This window comes from Parabacteroides acidifaciens (assembly GCF_003363715.1).
Classification (GTDB): domain Bacteria; phylum Bacteroidota; class Bacteroidia; order Bacteroidales; family Tannerellaceae; genus Parabacteroides; species Parabacteroides acidifaciens.
In genome coordinates, this window is the sequence record NZ_QREV01000018.1 from 17,840 (window position 1) to 36,712 (window position 18,873).

8 protein-coding genes are annotated in these 18,873 nt (G+C 45.2%); 2 read left to right on the forward strand and 6 right to left on the reverse strand.

Annotated elements, in window-relative coordinates; translation table 11 throughout:
• Positions 1 to 5: 5 nt before the first annotated feature.
• The 6 genes from DWU89_RS09495 to DWU89_RS09525 all read right to left on the reverse strand — a co-directional run bounded on the left by DWU89_RS09495 (position 6) and on the right by DWU89_RS09525 (position 15,587).
• Positions 6 to 2,294, reverse strand: coding sequence for a GH92 family glycosyl hydrolase (locus DWU89_RS09495; RefSeq protein ID WP_115499408.1), 2,289 nt, complete (start codon positions 2,292 to 2,294; stop codon positions 6 to 8).
• Positions 2,295 to 2,311: 17 nt separating this feature from the next.
• The gene (locus DWU89_RS09500) at positions 2,312 to 4,639 is read right to left on the reverse strand and encodes a GH92 family glycosyl hydrolase (protein ID WP_115499409.1); all 2,328 of its coding nucleotides are present in this window, start codon (positions 4,637 to 4,639) and stop codon (positions 2,312 to 2,314) included.
• A gap of 23 nt (positions 4,640 to 4,662) precedes the next feature.
• Positions 4,663 to 5,769, reverse strand: a complete 1,107-nt coding sequence (locus tag DWU89_RS09505) for a basic secretory protein-like protein (RefSeq protein ID WP_115499410.1) — start codon at positions 5,767 to 5,769, stop codon at positions 4,663 to 4,665.
• A 68-nt stretch (positions 5,770 to 5,837) separates the two neighbouring features.
• Positions 5,838 to 7,460, reverse strand: coding sequence for a RagB/SusD family nutrient uptake outer membrane protein (locus tag DWU89_RS09510; protein ID WP_115499411.1), 1,623 nt, complete (start codon positions 7,458 to 7,460; stop codon positions 5,838 to 5,840).
• Positions 7,461 to 7,486: 26 nt separating this feature from the next.
• Positions 7,487 to 10,558: a SusC/RagA family TonB-linked outer membrane protein gene (locus DWU89_RS09515; protein ID WP_233547709.1), complete on the reverse strand. Its 3,072-nt coding sequence runs from the start codon at positions 10,556 to 10,558 to the stop codon at positions 7,487 to 7,489.
• A gap of 946 nt (positions 10,559 to 11,504) precedes the next feature.
• Positions 11,505 to 15,587, reverse strand: coding sequence for a hybrid sensor histidine kinase/response regulator transcription factor (locus DWU89_RS09525; protein WP_115499414.1), 4,083 nt, complete (start codon positions 15,585 to 15,587; stop codon positions 11,505 to 11,507).
• Positions 15,588 to 15,728: 141 nt separating this feature from the next.
• Here DWU89_RS09525 and DWU89_RS09530 point away from each other — a divergent pair, with 141 nt between their 5' ends.
• Together DWU89_RS09530 and DWU89_RS09535 are read left to right on the forward strand one after the other, a co-directional pair.
• Positions 15,729 to 16,847, forward strand: coding sequence for a TlpA disulfide reductase family protein (locus DWU89_RS09530; protein ID WP_115499415.1), 1,119 nt, complete (start codon positions 15,729 to 15,731; stop codon positions 16,845 to 16,847).
• Between the two features lie 63 nt (positions 16,848 to 16,910).
• Positions 16,911 to 18,866: an alkyl/aryl-sulfatase gene (locus DWU89_RS09535; RefSeq protein ID WP_115499416.1), complete on the forward strand. Its 1,956-nt coding sequence runs from the start codon at positions 16,911 to 16,913 to the stop codon at positions 18,864 to 18,866.
• The last annotated feature ends 7 nt before the right edge of the window (positions 18,867 to 18,873 follow it).

The window sequence follows — 18,873 nt, forward strand, 5'->3', positions numbered from 1 at the left end:
TCTTATTATTTACCCAATTCTTTAGAGAATGAGTAAGGCGCATCGCTGTCCTGCGTACCCCGGTTCTGATTCGGAACAGGTGACATTGTATAGTTGACCGTCATGCCACGCAGCATATCGCCATGTGTCAGGTAGTTCTTCGTATAGTTCTTACCGTTAACCTTCATGGCCGAGATATAACGGTTAGCCTGACTGTTGTTGCCAGCCTTGATCACAACCTTCTTGCCATTCTCCAGGTTCAGGGTGACTCCCTTGAAGAGAGGAGAACCTAAGATATACTGGTCCGAACCCGGACAAACCGGATAGAAACCTAAAGCGGAGAAAACATACCAGGCGGAAGTCTGGCCGTTGTCTTCATCCCCGCAATAGCCGTCAGGAGTAGCGAAATAGAGTTTATCCATTACTTCGCGCGCCCAATATTGAGCCTTCCAGGGTTCACCGGAATAGTTATACATATATATCATGTGCTGGATCGGCTGGTTGCCATGTGCATAGTTACCCATGTTCATAATCTGCATTTCACGGATCTCATGGATCACGCCGCCATAATAGCTGTCATCGAACAAAGGCGGAACATTGAAGACAGAATCCATCATTGCGTTGAAGCCGGTTTTTCCTCCCATCAAGTCGATTAATCCCTGCGGATCATGGAATACAGACCAAGTATAATGCCAGCTATTTCCTTCCGTAAAGGCATCCCCCCACTTCAGCGGGTTGAACGGAGACTGGAACGTACCGTCTGCATTACGTCCACGCATCAGCTTGGTCTCCTTGTCGAACAGGTTCTTATAGTTCATTGCATGTTTTGCGAATATCGCAATTTCCGATTCCGGCTTGCCTAAAGCCTGGCCCAGTTTGTAGATAGCCCAGTCATCGTAAGCATATTCCAATGTACGGGCTGCACTTTCATTGATCTTTACATCATAGGGCACATATCCTAATTCATTGTAATATTTATATCCCAGACGTCCGGTAGACGAAATCTTCGGATGTACGTTGTTGGCGCCATGTACGACAGCTTCCCAAAGCGTTTCGATATCATATCCGCGAAGCCCTTTCAGGTAAGCATCCGCCACAATAGAAGCCGAGTTATTGCCGACCATACAGCCACGATGACCCGGGCTCGCCCACTCGGGAAGGAATCCGCTCTCCTTATATGCGTTGACAAGACCTTCCTGCATCTTCGTATTCATAGACGGATACATCAGGTTCAGGAACGGGAACAGGCAACGGAAAGTATCCCAGAAACCGGTATCGGTAAACATATAACCCGGCAACACTTCTCCGTTATACGGGCTGTAGTGCACGACTTTACCGTTTGCGTCCAGTTCATAGAAACTGCGCGGGAAAAGCAGTGAACGGTACAGGCAGGAATAGAACGTACGCAGTTTGTCCACGTCGTTATCTTCTACTGCGATGCGTCCCAACGTCTCGTTCCAAACCTGGCGGCCTGCATCTACAATCTGGTCGAACGAACGGTCGCCCAATTCCTTCAGGTTCAGTTCAGCCTGTTCGGGACTGATAAAGGAAGAAGCGACACGGGCATGTACGATCTCGCCCTTATGAGTAGAGAAACCGATAATGGCACCGGTATGGTTTTCTTGCGCTTCTGTCTCGCCTTTGCGAATTTCGCTATCGCCGACAGTAGCCTTATAAGTAAACGGTTTGTCGAATACAACTACAAAATAGTTACGGAAGTTCTTAGGAACACCACCGCTGTTACGGGTTGTATAACCGATAATCTTGTTCTCTTCCGGAATGATCTTGATATAAGAACCACGGTCGAAAGCATCTACAATCACATAAGACTTGTCCGTTTCGGGGAATGTAAAACGGAACATGGCGGCGCGTTCTGTCGGTGCGATTTCCGTCACGACATCATGATCGGCCAGATACACCCGGTAATAATTGGGTTTCGCCACCTCTGCCTTGTGTGAGAACCAACTGGCACGCTTGTCCTGGTCGAATACTACCTTACCGGTAATCGGCATAATGGCAAACTGACCATAGTCGTTGATCCAGGGACTGGGCTGGTGAGTCTGTTTAAAACCACGGATTTTATCTGCATCGTATGTGTAAGCCCAGCCATCTCCCATCTTTCCTGTCTGGGGCATCCAGAAATTCATACCCCAAGGCAGGGCAATCGCCGGATAGGTATTTCCCGTCGACAGGGATATTTTCGACTGGCTTCCGACCAGCGGATTGACGTAATCCACCAGCTCCGTCTTGTCAGCCGCCACCGCAGTAAAGAGGCTGCTGCAAAGCGTAATCGCTAAAATAAATAACTTTTTCATGGATAGAATATGTTTAATTAATTAGTAGACTGAGAATAGGGCTTATCTGTACCCATAAAAATACGTTTTTTATTCGGAGACGACGTCATTTCGAATGTCAGCGTACCGCCATCCATAATATCCTGCTGGGTGATATAGCCTTTCGTATAAGGTTTGCCATTCAGTTTCACCGACTTGACATAGCGATTCCTGTCACTTACCTTATCAGCCCTGACCTCAAAAGTCTTTCCGTTTTCCAGCGTCACCTTCATATAAGGAAGGAAAGGAGCACCCAATACATATTGGTCTGTTCCCGGACAAACCGGATAGAATCCCATCGCAGACAGGATATACCAGGCAGACATCTGCCCGCAATCATCATTACCACACAAGCCGTCGATATTGTTGCGATACATCTTGTTCATAATCTCACGCTGCCAGTACTGCGTCTTCCAAGGTTGAGAAGTCCAGACATACAGGAACGGGATGTGATGGCTCGGTTCGTTGCCATGCACATAACCACCCAGCAATCCCTCTTCCGTCACATCTTCCGTATCGGCAAAAAATTCAGCCGGCAGATGCATCGTGAACAGGGAGTCGAGCTTAGACACAAACGACTTGTCTCCTCCCATCAGGCGGATCATATTATCCACATCCTGCGGCACGTAAAAAGAATAGTTCAAGGCATTTCCTTCTATAAAGCCTTCACCATGCGTACTCAACAGGTTGAAGTTTTCCTTCCACCGGCCGTCTGCATAACGGGGGCGGGCATAACCAATGCCGGTATCGAATACATTCGCATAATTGGTAGCCCGTTTCTTATATGTCTCGGCCACTTCACGGTTTCCGGCCAAAAGCGCCGTATGATAGATTGTCCAGTCGTCATAAGCATATTCGAGTGTCAAAGATGCAGCACTGCCATTATGGTCGAGTGCGACATATCCTTTTTGCATATATTCGCCGGTCCCGTCCAAATAAGGGATAGTCGAACTGCTCACCATTGCCTTCAACACCTCGTCTTTATCCAACGGAAGACCTTTGGCAACCGCATCTGCCAGAACGGAAACGGAGTGATACCCGATCATACACCAGTTTTCATTCGCCATATGGCTCCAGACAGGCAAAGCCTTATGTACACTCTGTTCGCAATGCTTCAGCATGGAACGGGCGATATCCGTATTGACCTGGCGATTGATAATATTAAACAACGGATGCAGGGCACGGTAGGTGTCCCAAACGGAAAAGACCGTATAGTTCGTGAAACCGTCAGCCTGGTGAATATTATGATCCAATCCACGATACTGACCGTCAACATCGGTATATACGCAAGGATTGATCATCGTATGATAGAGGGAAGTGTAAAGCATTGCCAACTGGTCTTCACTGCCGTTCGCCTCGATAACGGATAACTCCTTATTCCAGGTTTCATTTGCCCGGGCAGCCAATTGATCGAAGCTATAGCCGGATGCTTCGGCCTGCAAATTCTTTAAAGCGCCGGCAGCACTCACGCCGGAAAGAGCCACCTTTACCTCTAATTCTTCGGATGCGGCCGGATCAAAATCAAAATAAGCTACAATCTTGCGTCCGCCTATATCCGGAAAGTTTTCTTTCATATTAAACTTACCGTATCCGCCCCGGTAGTCAACCTTCGCCTTCTCTTCGCAACCATAATGTATGACCGGTTTGGAAAAAGACATGGCAAAATAGGTATAATTGGTACGCGCCCATCCGTTTGTAATCCGGTAGCCGGTAACCAATGTATCATTTTCGACACGGATATTCGTCCACAGGACTTTCCCATCATAGTTATATATGCCATGAATCATATCCAGGACGATCCGCTGGTTCTTTGCCTCTTTCGGGAATGTATATTTATGGACTCCTACCCGTTTGGTTGTCGTCAGCTGCGCTTTTACACCGTAATCCGCCAGCATCACTTCATAGTAGCCGGGACGGGATATTTCCGTCTCGTGTGAAAAGCGGGAACGATAGCCGCCATCAGGATTTGTGGCTGTCCCCGGGTTCAGTTTCAAAGCGCCGGTCGTCGGCATAATCAGGATATCACCCAGGTCGGAATGCCCTGTTCCGCTGAAATGCGTATGGCTGAACCCAACAATACTGCTGTCCTTATGCTGGTAACCTGCACAGTATTCATATACGCGGGGCTGGTATTTACCATCTATATTATGAGGGATCGTGTCTGTATCGGGACTCAACTGCACCAGTCCGAAAGGCACACAAGCCCCCGGAAACGTATGCCCCATCCCGTTTGTCCCGATGATCGGGTTGACCAAAGAAGATTTATCCTGTGCGGACAAACCGCCAAAAGCCAATAAGGCGGAAAATAAAAGGATCGTCTTTTTCATGATATCATTATCTGTTTATATTCTTATTTTGACAAAAAAGCCTGGTATTCATCCCACATGCTTTCAATGCTGCTCTCTTCGCCGAAGATGCTCTTGATCGCTTTGTCGAAGCTCCATTCATCGATGTCGCGGACAGTCTCGTGGAATTTCCGGATCGCATCCGGATCTTTGGTTGTCAGCCACTGGATAAAGAAACCGGTCGTACGATAACCGTCCATCCAGTTACCGCCCGGTTTACGGGTACTCATATCGAAATATCCGGCCTGTGCGCGGACTGCATCCGCCATACCTTCGATACAAGCCCAAAATGTCTTGTTTGTTGAGTAGGAACCGATTCCTTTCGGTTCAAACTGATAAGCGTGTACCAATTCGTGATACAAAACGCCACGTGTTTCAAAATCGAGTTTATACAGCGATTCGTTTGCCGATTTCTCGATATGTTGCGTGCTATAAACAATCGAGATGACAGGCGGATTGCCACCTTTAGCCGACACGCCGTCATAGTCCTTCAACGTGTACTCGATTTTCTGCACGTCGTTCATTGTGTCTTTGGCCGTATAGAACAAAATCTCTGCCACTTTACGGGCATGGTACCGGATATACTCGTCAGGATCTTGTACGAGGCCGGTATAAATTGAAGCCCCTTTTGTATCAGGGTCCAACACTTCAAAATCGACATTGGGATACTTAAAGCTCTCCCAGTTTGCATTCAAATTCGTATCATATAATAATACATCGCCCAAAACCAGTGTATCACCTGTTTCGGTACTGGCTTCCAGCATATATTGTTTATAGTTAGAAGGTTTGGCTATCGAACAAAGGATTTCCTGGTAGCGGGAACAAAATTTCTGGTCTTTCCGTTCGTCTACCACCACCCAATTCTTTCCGTCATACGATCCCTTCAATGTCCAGGCAGCCGGATCGTGGGCTGGTGTTTCGCCGGACGAATAAATTTTATAACTCTGGACAGGAACAGTACATTGCTCATCAAAAACAACCTTATTAACTCCCTTCGTCCCGACAAAACAAGTGGTCGGATTTCCATCCGACAGTTCGGGGACATTTACCGGTAATTTGGTCTGACAAGAACACAATAATAAACTTATCGATATAAATATACTTATTTTCATAACACAACTATTAAAATTAAGCAATATACTGTTCACTCTCCAAAGTTAGAAAAACAAATTAAAATAGACTAATTCCATCCAGGATTCTGATGTCCCTGCAATGCCGGGTTAGCCTGCATTTCATCCAACGGAATCGGCCATAACAATGCATATTCAGGAATAGCACCTACCCGGATCTGTCCGTCAGGTTTATTCTGAATCTTAGCAGAAGTAAGGGGAACCCAATTCAACTTACCGGATTGTGCACCGACTTCTTCCGGATACAAACGAGTACGGCGGATATCATCCCAAACTTTAAATTCCAATGGGAATTCATGCAAACGTTCTGTCAAGATTGACTGGATCAAAGCATCACCTGTTGCTGTTTCATTTGCCAGACCTGCGCGATTACGCACCTGGTTGAGATAACCTAACGCAGCGCTTTCCTGACCTGTACGAGCCAAACCTTCAGCTGCGATCAACAAGACTTCCGAATAACGGAACATCGGCATATTGTAGTCGCCGTCATGACCTTCCATCAAAGATTTTTCATCAAACCAAGCCCAGTTACCAATATTATTCAATTGATGACTAACACCTGTAGCATCTGTATATTCTCTGAAGAAGAATTGCTTTTCATGTCCACGGATATCGGCCGGATCATAACTGTTTACAATCATGTCACAGGGCAGATAAATGTTTTCCAGAACGTCGCCACCCGGATGGAAAATTGCACTACCATTCGCATCTTTCCACTGAGAAGCATCTGATCCCATCGAATGGGCAGCATAAGAGTTACCTACTTTATGGTTGGTATAGTTATACTCTTTTGCATAAATGATCTCGTTAGATGATTTTGTGGTCTTGATCACATTAAATGCCGAATTGAGATCATCACTGCTACCACCAGCCTGAACCAAGGCGTGCTGGCCACCTTCGACCACCTTCAACGCCATCTGAGCAGCCTTTGCATAATCAGCATCTCCACCGTTAAGCGGAGCTCCTGCTCTCTGCAGATAGACTTGTGCCAACAGAGTCTGGGCCATCGGAAGAGTTGCATAGCAACCATTATCGTAGAATGCCTTATTAGGCAAACCATTATTGTTTACGATGTCAAGCAAATCCTGTTCGATATAGCCGTAAACTTCAGCAGCCGGAATACGTTCTTTAAAGATTCCATCCGGAGAAGTATAAGGTTCAGAAATATAAGGCACATCTCCAAATTCCTTTACCAACCAGAAATAAGCATACGCACGGAAGAATTTACCCTGTGCCACATAATACTTGATCGTCTCTTCGCTCAGAACGCCCGTCATATTCGGGACATTGGCAATCACGAAATTTGCACGAGAAATACCTTTGTAGAACTCATGCCAATAGCTCATGGCCTGGTCTTCAAATGATGCGACATTGAAGTTACAACCTTCCGATGCATTTGTAAACTGACGGTCTTTACGTCTGTCAACATACAAACCTGAAATAATACCACCCCAACAAGTTGCTTTAGGGGTCCAACCGCCACCTGTATTGTGCAGATAAGGCACACCACCGAAATACAATGCGTTCACACCGGTTTCAGCATCAGCTGCAGTCTGCCAGAACTGATTTGAATCTTTCTGGTCCAATGGCTTCTCTTCCAGGAAGCTGTCACATGAACTCATGGCCAACGAGCAGATGCACAATAATGAAATATATCTTTTCTTTAGTTTCATAATGATCTTATATTATTTTTGACTGATTAAAATGCAACATTAACACCAAACATGAATGTTCTCGGACGCGGATAAGTAAAGAACTGACGGTTAGCACCCCAGTTGTTACCACCTAAACGAGAAGAGTTGTCCGGGTCATATCCTAAATAATCCGAAGCAGTGATCAAGAATGCATTATTCACGTTAGCATACAGACGTAAAGAAGACAAACCAATCGACTTGATCAGATTTGAATCAAATGTATAACCCAACTGAATCATGTTACAACGCAGATAAGCACCATTGGCAACCCAATCATCATCAGCTGCATTATTTGCACCCTGACCGAAGTTGTTCAGACGAAGAGCCTGTTCTTGTCCGTTCGGATTCAAAGTCGGATGCCATGCATCCTGATAAATGCGGTCAAGACCGTTGGTCAGGAAACGAGCCACAGTAGAGTGGTAATATTCCTGCATAACATCAACACCCCATGTATATTGGAAATCAACCGTCAAATCGAAATTCTTATAGTTGAACGTATTGACGAAAGAACCCGTCCAGTCAGGTAAACCGTTACCAATGATTGTACGGTCTTTAGATGTTACTTTTTCACCGATAACAGACGGAACATTCATTGTTTCCGGATCCCAGTTTTCAGGTTTGCCATCATAAATACCGATACGTTTGTAACCGTAGAACGAAGAAAGCGGTTCGCCTTCACGGATAAGCATGTCATAACCTACGAAACCGTCAGTTGTAATCTGGCGTTTTCCTGTAATCGGGTCAACTGAAGCGCTTTCATCCAATTTCTCAACACGGCTTCTGTTGAAACCTAAGTTAATCGTTGAAGTCCATTGGAAATCATGATTTTGAATAGGATGTGCAGTAACCAGGATATCGACACCACGGTTGGATACAGCTCCGACATTATCCAGGATTGAAGAATAACCTGTTGATTCCGGAACCGGACGGTCAAGCAACAAATCCGATGTATATTTGTAATAACCGGATACATCAAAGCTCAAACGATCCTTAAACAAACCAAGTTCAACACCAAAGTCAAACTGACCGGTCTTTTCCCATTTCAACTTAGAGTTCGGCATATTGTCCAAATAAGAAACCATATGCAAAGCATCACCGATAATCGTAGTAGACTGGCTTACAGTAGCCAAAGAACGATATGTACCGATTTCAGAGTTACCGGTCAAACCATAAGAAGTATGCAGTTTCAATTTGCTGATAGTCGGATTGTCTTCCAGGAAACTTTCACGGGACATCAACCAACCTAAACCGACAGACGGGAAGAACGCATACTTATTACCGGATCCGAACTTGGAAGAACCATCATAACGTCCGGTCACTGTTGCCATATACTTATTGTCATAAGAATAAGCCAAACGGAGGAAGTATGAGTTCATTGTCCATTTGTCATAGTCGCTGCCTACACCCGGACGGTCCGTACCTTTACCCAAGTTGTAATAACCATAGAAGTCATCCGTAAACTTACTGTCGGAAGCATTGAAAGATGTATATTCACGTCCCTGCCAAGACAAACCGAGCATGGCATTGATAGAATGCTTATCCAACAACGTAGAATAGTTCATATAGGTTTCTTCCTGCCAGTAGAAAGCGTTTGAATTACTTGCAGAAGCATAACCTTCGGAATTCTGGTTGATCATAGGACGCGGAGTGAACGGAGTGTAATTGGCGTCACGGCTGTTCTGGTAGTCCACACCGAACTGTGTCTTCAAATCCAACCCTTTCAACAAATGGAATGTAAGGGCTGCATTACCGAAGATTTTTGTACGGTATTGCATAGCGTACATATTTTTCAACAATTCAACCGGGTTACCGACAGGTTCCGGACTAAATCCTTGAGTACCGCTGTTAGGATTATCCTTGTCATTCAAGATAGCAGTCGTTCTAATGATATTAGTCTGCGTATATTCACCATCCAGCTTAACCGGCAAGAACGGCAACTGTTCGAGCATCGTACGCAAAGCTCCCTGTCCGTAAGGGTTATCGGAAGTACGGTTACCCCATGTATGGTTCACCAACAAATTCACTGAAGTAGACAGCCATTTCGTTGGTTTGTCGTCATACGCCAATTTCGCATTGATACGTTTGAAATAAGAATTAAGCAAAATACCTTCCTGGTCAGTATAGTTGATGAATGCTCCGACTGAAGAGCCGTCACCTGCGCGCTGGATACTGATCTGATGGTTGTGGGAAACAGCCGTACGGGAAGCTTCATCCTGCCAGTTTGTATTATATTTAGGAGAGCCGTCAGCATTGAACAAACGCTCGTCTGTAAATATCTGAGACAAATCAGTGGTAAAATTCTTACCCTGCCATGCATTGGCATTTTCCAAACCTTGCTTGAAAGCAGCCATCCATTCATAAGAATCCATCACGTCCATCTGTTTAGCCATCGTACCGACCGAAACAGAACCATCGTAAGAGATATGAACGCCTTTGCCTCCGTCACCACGCTTGGTAGTTACCAAAACAACACCGTTCGCACCACGAGCACCGTAGATTGCTGCGGAAGATGCATCTTTCAATACTTCGATAGACTGAATGTCATTCGGGTTGAGCAACTGGAAGTCAGACATAACCACACCGTCGACAACATACAAAGGAGAGGAAGATGCCTGGATCGTGGACACACCACGAATAACAACACGCATTTCACCACCCGGCTGTCCGGTATTGGAGAAAATGTTCACACCGGCTACTTTACCTTTCAAACCATCGAGGGCATTGAACGATTGCGTTTTGATGATTTCTTCACCTTTAGCCGTAGAGATAGAACCTGTCAAGTCCGATTTACGCATCGTACCATAACCGACTACCACTACTTCATCCAATGTCTGGGAATCCTCTTTCAAGAGTACAGTAATAGTAGACTGGTTTCCGACTTTAACCTCCTGAGTCAGGTAACCGATAAAAGAAATTTGCAGTACAGCCCCCGCAGGAACATTCGAGATGGAGAAATGTCCATCCATGTCTGTCATCGTACCGTTTGTAGTACCTTTCACAACGATGTTAGCTCCGGCAACCGGACCTAATTCGTCATTTACGACGCCTGTTATCGTCTTACCTTGCTGCGCCACCATTACGTTACCATCCGATGCTGAAACCGGAACAGCAAACGCTGCATGAGCAGAAAAAGCAGACATTAGCAAACATAAGGCTGAGGCCTTCACTATCCCACATGGAGATAATAGTTTAGATTCATTCATCTTTTTTGCTTTTTAATTTTTAACACATAATACATAATAATATTGGGAATATCTTTACCAATCAAGGCATTCATTAATTTTTGTATTTCGATGGCAATATTACTTGATCTTAACACATTCGTAGTAACACTGAAACACCAAAAGAGTATCAAAATCAACCGCTGGTCAATTATGACACTCTTTTGGACAACCAGGACACTATCAATTCACAAACACTTACTACTTATTTTTAACCATTCCTATCCGAAACGAGACTCCCCGGATGATGCGTTTCTCCAATATGCCAAGACCGGACATTCCATTAACAAAAAATACAAGAAGCCCTTTTTTGGAGCATTTTCTATTTCGTCCAAAATATGGGTTCATTTTGAACTGACTCTTTGCTTGATTTTAGTATTCTTTGCTGACAACAAATGAAACGAGGTGCCGAGACCGTCCCGGAAAACAGGCAGTATGATTGCCAGAAGGCGAAAACAGCGTCAATGTGATAAAGCTTAACTCCCGGAGAATCGAATATTTGCGGACGAAGACGGACTGCGTTCCAAATATTCCAAGGAAATTTTGGAGGCTTGTTGCCGTGAGGTGCGCAGAAAATTGTCTTGAAGTAACGCTTCATCGCTCTGAAGGTTGACTTCGTGCTATATGAAGTCAACCTTCAGAGCTACAAAGTTCCGGATCAGAGCGATAAAGTCCCTCTTCATGGCGATAAGGAGCCTGATCATAGGAAAAAGTCCCTTTTTGAGGTCAAAAAAGCGGATTAACATTTGTTTGGTTTCGGATGCCTTTCGGACCTGAAAAATACGTTTTTTACAATAACCCCCTATTCCCTCTGCCGATATTGGCGCGGAGTCATCTGGTATTTTTGAGAGAATTCGCGATAGAAATAGGATTTATTGGAGATGCCGACCTGGTAAATGATTTCCTGGACACTCAAATTGGTTGTAACCAAAAGCTGGGCGGCATGCGTCAACCGGTAATCCTTGATAAAATCGGTCGGCGTCAATGGCGAAATCTTTTTGAAACGGCGATACAGCGCACGGGAGTTCATGCCCAACTTATCTGCAATAAATTCGGGCCGCAATGCCTCCTGGGTAAGATTATCCCGGATAATAGCCGTAACAGAATCCATAAACTCTTTATCCTCCTGGTGGATCAACTGCCCACCGGACTGCTCATAGGCGCTTTCCGGCGAATAATAGTAGTCTTTCAGTTCCTTTTTAGTCGCCATCAACCGGTTCACAACGGAATGGAGCACGACGGCAGAGAACGGCTTGGTCAGATAAGCATCCGCACCCAGATCCAGCCCTTCCGCCTGTTCACGATCCGAGACTTTAGCCGAGACTATTATTAAAGGTATATGGCGGGTAAACTTATCCGCTTTAAGACGACTGATAAATTCAAACCCGTCCATACTCGGCATCATGATATCCGTAATAATCAGATCCGGTGATTGCCGGTCCATCAAAGTCAGCGCCTCTTCTGCACGGAACGCTTCTAACACCGTATATTCGGAAGACAATGTTTCTTTTATCAGCCAGACGATATCCCGATTGTCATCCACCACTAATATAACCGGCTTATCGGTCTTCACAGCTGCTTCGCCTGTTACAGGCGAAGCAGACGGTTGTACAACCGTCGAAACAGCAGTTTGCCCGCTTTTTTCCAGCGTTTCCTCTTCTACGCTCTCCTCTTCTGCTTCCAGAAGAGGCAGAATAACCGTAAACTCGGCATATTCGCCTTCTTTACTATCCACCTTTATTTCTCCACGCAACAATTGCACCAGACTATGGCAGATAAAAAGGCCCAATCCGTTGCGGGATGTCATCTGGGTATAATTATTCACCTCCAGATCACCCAAGATGCGGAAACGGTCGAATATTGTTCGCAAATCGGACTCCCCTATCCCTTTTCCCGTATTGTAGACCTGTATGATTAAAGAGCCGTTTTCCGTCCGGACAGAAACACGAACCGCCCCGTCCCGTTTCGTATATTTAAAAGCATTCGACACCAGATTTCTCATAATTGTCTTCAAACCGGCAACATCCGTATTCCAATAAAGGGGAGCATCCAAGCCGGAAACCGTAAAGCTGATATTATTCTGTTCAGCCACAGGCATAAACAATTCACACTGCTTTTGAACCAAGCTGCTAACGGATACCTTTTTAATATGCAGACGGCTGAATCCGGCTTCTTCGATCTTTCTGAAATCCAGAATTTCCTGTATCAGTTCATTCAGACTTGTCACGTTTTCGCCCAAAATACGGGCATACTTCTCCAATTTTCCATCTGCCGACCGTCCGGCAGCACCTTTGATATAATCATTCACTCCGTTAATCAAAGTAAGAGGCGTACAGAGTTCATGTGTGATATTGGCAAAGAAATTCAGTTTCGCTTCATACAGTTGCTCCTTCTGCTCTTCCCTGATTTTCCGGGCTACCTCAGACTGCTTTTTCGATATCCGGAAACGTACCCAACAAAAAATACCGGAACAGACAGCCATAAACAACAAACAGTAGATAGACAAGGCCCAGGTACTAAGATACCAGGGTGGCAACACCCGTATATGCAATAAGTATTCCTTTGCATCCGAATCGAAGACATCATTCTTATAACGGACTTTCAATACATAATTATCATAAGGCAGTTTCGTAAAAGAGACCTGGTTGTCTTTTTGAAGTTCGGTCCACGAAGTATTATAGTTTTCCAACAGGTACGAATATTCATAATTTTCCCCGTGTATATAGTCTGTCGCCACAAAAGATATCGAGAAAGTGGAGATGTCGGGAGGTATAGTCACATAACCGGTTTTCTGGTCCGTTACATAATCATACAAACCATGTGTCTCATCTCCCATCTTCAGTTCAAAGAAATGCAGGTCCGGCTTATAATTTTCCTGCCGGTCGTTCTGCGGGTCCACCCACACCAACCCGTTTATTCCTCCAAAAAACAATTTTCCGGTATAAGGACATTCCCAATAGGCATCATCCGAAAATTCCGTCACCGGCAAATCCGGACTTCCATAGTTATGGAAGAAACGGTTATGGGGATTATACTTGGTAAGGCCTTTATTGGTGCTCAGCCAGATACAGCCGTCCGGATCTTCAAGGATACCATGGACCATGTCGTTTTTCATACCGTCGGCCTTGCTGTATTGATGGACTTCGGCCAGATTATTGGCGTGCAACTTCATTTGAGTCATCCCCGAACTGGCCCCCAAATAGAATGTCGAATCCTGGCTATAGCACATACAAAGCACATCGCCGACAGCCCGGTTGCCGGCATTATTCATCGGAATAAACTCATACTGTTTGCTAATCAGGTTGAAGCAGACCAGTCCATATCCGCCACGACTTCCCAAATAAAGCATGGAAGTCTCATCATCGTAATTCATGGAATGAAACTCATTGCAAATCTTTCCATCCTTTTCCAAAACAAACGATTCCACATATTTAATAACAAGTTCGCTTCCACTCTTGCCGATTTTAACTTCCAACAATCCATATCCCGTTGTTGCCAGCCAAAGCGTCGAATCATTCACTTCCCGTATTGCATGGACATATTGGATCTTGGTGTCGGCATTGCCGGTTAAGGTATGGACTTTCTTGTCCAGTAAAGAATAATAGGATAATCCGGGACCTTCCGTTCCAATCCAAACCCAGGGATAATAATTGCTTTTGCGAAAACAATAAACACGGTCACTGGCAAGACCGTTTGCCATCGTAAAATGAGTGATCTTATCAGCTGGTATTTTCCCTTTACCATACGAATCGTAGTCTTCCACCCGGACAAATCCATTCCCTTTTGTCCCGAACCATACCGTTTTCTCGTCCTCTGTATAGATGGACCGGACCGGATTACGCATGACAATCGGCAGATTCTCCAGTTTTATCCCTGAAAAACGATTATATTTATCATAATACATCTGAACCCCCTGCCCATCTGTTCCAATCCAAAGGATATCCTGCTTGCGATCGGGCAAGGCGCAGAATAAGCTTACATCAAAAGACTGTATATCTTCCGGTCTGTCGATATTCAGCAAAAGACCATTCCTGAAAACCAGATAGACATCGGAATGAAACAAAGCGATGCGCGACAGTTTGCCGTATTGTTCCATCCATCCGGTCAGATCGGCAATGTACTTTTTCTTGCGGTCTTTTATGTTATAAGAATAAAGGCCGTTATCCACATCCACGAAATAGAGAATATCGCTCACATAATAGGCACGGTCCACTTCCTTATCATGGATAATATCGTCTTTTATGTTCAGCGTAATCGGAAGCGACTCGAAATCAGGACGGACCTCCTTCAGGCAGCCATCTCCGGTCAGGAGACAAAACTGTTTTTCCCCGACTGCGAACAAAACTTTAACATCTCCCTCATTCATTCCTTGCATATGCACATCCTGAAAAGAACCTTTTGCCGGAGAATAGCAAGAGATAAAATCCTTTTGCTTTACGATCAATGTATTACCCATCGAATCGGCCGCCACATTCAGGCATTCCGGGTATTCCGTATAAGACTCCGTGACTTTCCGGTCCTTCAAAGCAAAACGGTTCAAGCCCATCGAGGTCGACACCCATAAATATCCCTCCCCGCCATAAGTGATTTTATTAATAATATTACTGCATAAGGTATATTTATTATTCGGCTCGAAGCGGAATACATACGTATTTTTGCCATTGTACAGGTTCAAACCGTCATAAGTACCGATCCACATATACCCGTTCTCATCCTGGTACATTTCGAGAATCGCATTATTGGACAGATCGATATTATGGGCCAAATGCAGGGATATTTCAGCAGACAGTGGAAAGGAAAACAAAGCAATACAGGCAATTGCAGACTTGACCCAACGGGAAAGTGCTACATATTCAGACCCAGTTTTGATAATGGATAAATTCATAATAACGGTTATTTGACTACAAATATAAGAATATCATTTGAATGACAACGAAAAATATTTTCAGCAGACAAATTATCCGGAAGACTTCGTATCTTTGCAAGGTAAATATTCTATGTATAAGTTTAACACAACAAATACAAAATGAAAAAGTATCTTATCCTTGCCGCTTCCACTCTGCTCCTCGCAGCTTGTAGCGAAAAACCGGGTTACGAAATTACCGGTTCGGTTTCAAATGCCGATTTGAATGGCCAGTACGTATATCTCTATGAATATGGAGTAAAAGACGCTGTGCCTCTCGACAGTGCTTTGGTGCAAAACGGAGCGTTTGTTCTGAAAGGCAGTCAAAATAGTCCGGCTCTCCGTACACTCCGTTTTTCTGAAGAAGCAGTAGAACCTGCACGTGTCGCTCCGGGAGAGAATGCCCCGTTTATGGCAACATTCGTACTCGAAAACGGAAAACTGACGGTTACGTTGGATTCGACATCTACGGTCAGCGGTACACCGGAAAATGATGCACAGAAAGAGTTACAGGGCAAAATCAAAGGTTTGCGTTCAGGTATCGACAAGCTGATTGCCGACATGAAATCGGGCGACGAAAAGCTGATCGAACAGGCGGAAGCCAAATATGATGAAATCGACCAGAAAATAACGGAAGCTGTTGTCAACTACATTCTGGCCCATACGGACAAACAGACCGCAGCCAAGAACCTGTATGACTTCCGTTACAATATCGGCGAAGACCAGCAAAATGAGATCATCTCCAAAGCGGATTCTACATTTAAGGCTGTTCCGGGAATCAGCTATATGATCGATCATCTGAACGTGCTGAAAAAGGTTGCCGTAGGACAGAAATTCACAGACTTCGAAATGCCGGATGCAAAAGGCGAAATGCACAAGCTATCCGAATATGTAGGCAATGGCAAGGTGGTTCTGATCGACTTCTGGGCATCTTGGTGTCCTCCCTGCCGCGCAGAAATGCCGAATCTGGTAAAAACATACAAACAGTATAAGAACAAAGGTTTCGATATTGTAGGTATCTCCCTGGACAGCAAAGCGGATGCATGGGCTAAAGGCGTAAAAGACCTGGACATCACCTGGACACAATTGTCCGACCTGAAAGGATGGCAGAACGGCGGAGCTGCTCTTTATGGAGTAAATAGCATCCCTCATACCTTACTGGTAGATAAAGATGGTACAATCATCGCCAAAAACCTGCACGGGCAAGACTTGGAAGACAAAATCAAAGAAGTTTTAAAATAACATAATCGGGGCTGAACGAAATTTCTTACTTTTCGTTCAGCCCTTATTTATAACCGCTAAATCATGAAAACTAAAACACGACTCCTATGGCTCCTTATTGCCACAAGTCACTTATTCGTTTGTGCTCAAAACACGGAACCGTCCCGTTTTACCAAACAAGCAAATGAACAAGTACTCAAAACACTTCCTTTTGACAACAAACAAGATTTTGAAGATGCAACCCGGGGCTTTATCGCCACAATAGACGAACCGGCAATCACCGGCGAGAACGGGAAAGAGGTTTATGGACTTGCTGTCTGGGATTTCCTGAAACAAGAGGCTCCTGCCTCTGCAAACCCCAGTCTCTGGCGACAAGGGCAGCTGAACCGGATACACGGATTATTCGAGGTACTGCCGGGCAAAATATACCAGATACGGGGATTCGACCTTGCAAACATGACGTTCGTCCGCAGTGATAACGGCTGGATCGTCATTGATGTATTATTATCAAAAGAAACGGCCTTGGCCGGTTATAACCTGCTCAAAAAACATGTTGCCGACCTTCCCGTAAAGGCGGTTATTTATACACATCCCCACGTAGATCATTTTGCAGGTATCGACGCCATCCTGGAAAATGCTCCGAACCAACCGAACTCTATCGAAATCATCGGTCCAAAAGGGTTCTTTGAAGAAGCCGTCAGCGAGAACCTGATGGCCGGCGTTGCTATGGGACGCAGAGCGACTTATATGTATGGACGCAGCTTGCCTAAAAACGAGAAGGGTAATATCGGTACCGGCCTCGGACAAACAACAGCTGTAGGGACCAGCGGTTTAGTCCCTCCCACCCGCGAGATATCGGAAGAAGGCGAAACGCTGCGGATTGACGGTGTGGAGATCGACTTCATGTCGGTACCCGGGGCGGAGGCTCCTGTGGAAATCATGATGTATTTTCCGGAAATGAAAGCATTTTGCGTTGCCGAAGAGATCAATCACAACTTGCATAACTTATTGACCCTGCGCGGCGCCAAAGTGCGTAACGGCCAGTTATGGAGCAAATATATCGACAAGGCGATCGTGAAATGCGGCGACCAGGTGGAAGTATCTTTCTCAACCCACCATTGGCCGACATGGGGCAATAAGAAGATCGTGGGTTATTGGGAAAAGCAGCGGGATCTGTACCGTTACCTGCACGACCAGACCCTCCATCTTGCCAACCAGGGATATACTCCGAGGGAAATCGCGGAGATGATAAAATTACCGGGGGCTATCGCCAATGAATTTGCCAACCGAGGATATTACGGCACGGTGAGCCATAACGTAAAAGCCCAATACCAAATGTATTTTGGTTGGTTCGACGGCATCCCCGCCAATCTGAATCCATTGCCACCGACAGAAGAAGGTAAAAAATATGTGGAAGCTATCGGCGGAGAAGAAGCTGTAATGGAAAAAGCAAAGGAAGCCTATAACCAAGGTGAATATCGCTGGACTGCGACCCTGCTGAACAACCTTGTCTTCGCTAATCCGAATCATAAAGCGGCTCGCCAACTGCTGGCGGACACTTATTCACAATTAGGATATCAAGCCGAAAGCGGCCCCTGGCGCAATTTCTACCTGACAGGGGCGCAGGAACTGACAAACGGAATAGCAGGAAAAGGTAAAACAAGCTCAAATATAGCCAGAATGTCTCAGAATCTAAGCCTCGAGATGCTATTCGATATGCTGGCGATCCAAATAAACGGAGAGAAAGCAGCTGATAAGGATATAATCATCAATGTCAGCCTGACAGATACAAAAGAACAGGCGACCCTGATATTAAAAAATGGAGCCTTATCGAACCGTATCGGCATACTCCACGCAGCTCCGACGGTAAGTCTGAAAGGTGACAAGCAAACGATCTACACGAGCTTCACGCAACCGGAAAGCATAATGGCTAATATGCAAGCAAAAAAATTATCGGTCGAAGGACGCCTCGAAAGTTTAAAAGATTTGTTCGCCACTTTCGAAGCCCCGGACAGTTATTTTAACATTATCGAACCCTAAATATCAA

What these genes read in the sequence shown, in the direction of transcription:
- DWU89_RS09530 (WP_115499415.1), top strand. Translation starts at nt 15,729, where the DNA reads ATGAAAAAGTATCTTATCCTTGCCGCTTCCACTCTGCTCCTCGCAGCT.
- DWU89_RS09495 (WP_115499408.1), bottom strand. Translation starts at nt 2,294, where the DNA reads ATGAAAAAGTTATTTATTTTAGCGATTACGCTTTGCAGCAGCCTCTTT.
- DWU89_RS09505 (WP_115499410.1), bottom strand. Translation starts at nt 5,769, where the DNA reads ATGAAAATAAGTATATTTATATCGATAAGTTTATTATTGTGTTCTTGT.
- DWU89_RS09525 (WP_115499414.1), bottom strand. Translation starts at nt 15,587, where the DNA reads ATGAATTTATCCATTATCAAAACTGGGTCTGAATATGTAGCACTTTCC.
- DWU89_RS09515 (WP_233547709.1), bottom strand. Translation starts at nt 10,558, where the DNA reads ATGGTGGCGCAGCAAGGTAAGACGATAACAGGCGTCGTAAATGACGAA.
- DWU89_RS09510 (WP_115499411.1), bottom strand. Translation starts at nt 7,460, where the DNA reads ATGAAACTAAAGAAAAGATATATTTCATTATTGTGCATCTGCTCGTTG.
- DWU89_RS09535 (WP_115499416.1), top strand. Translation starts at nt 16,911, where the DNA reads ATGAAAACTAAAACACGACTCCTATGGCTCCTTATTGCCACAAGTCAC.
- DWU89_RS09500 (WP_115499409.1), bottom strand. Translation starts at nt 4,639, where the DNA reads ATGAAAAAGACGATCCTTTTATTTTCCGCCTTATTGGCTTTTGGCGGT.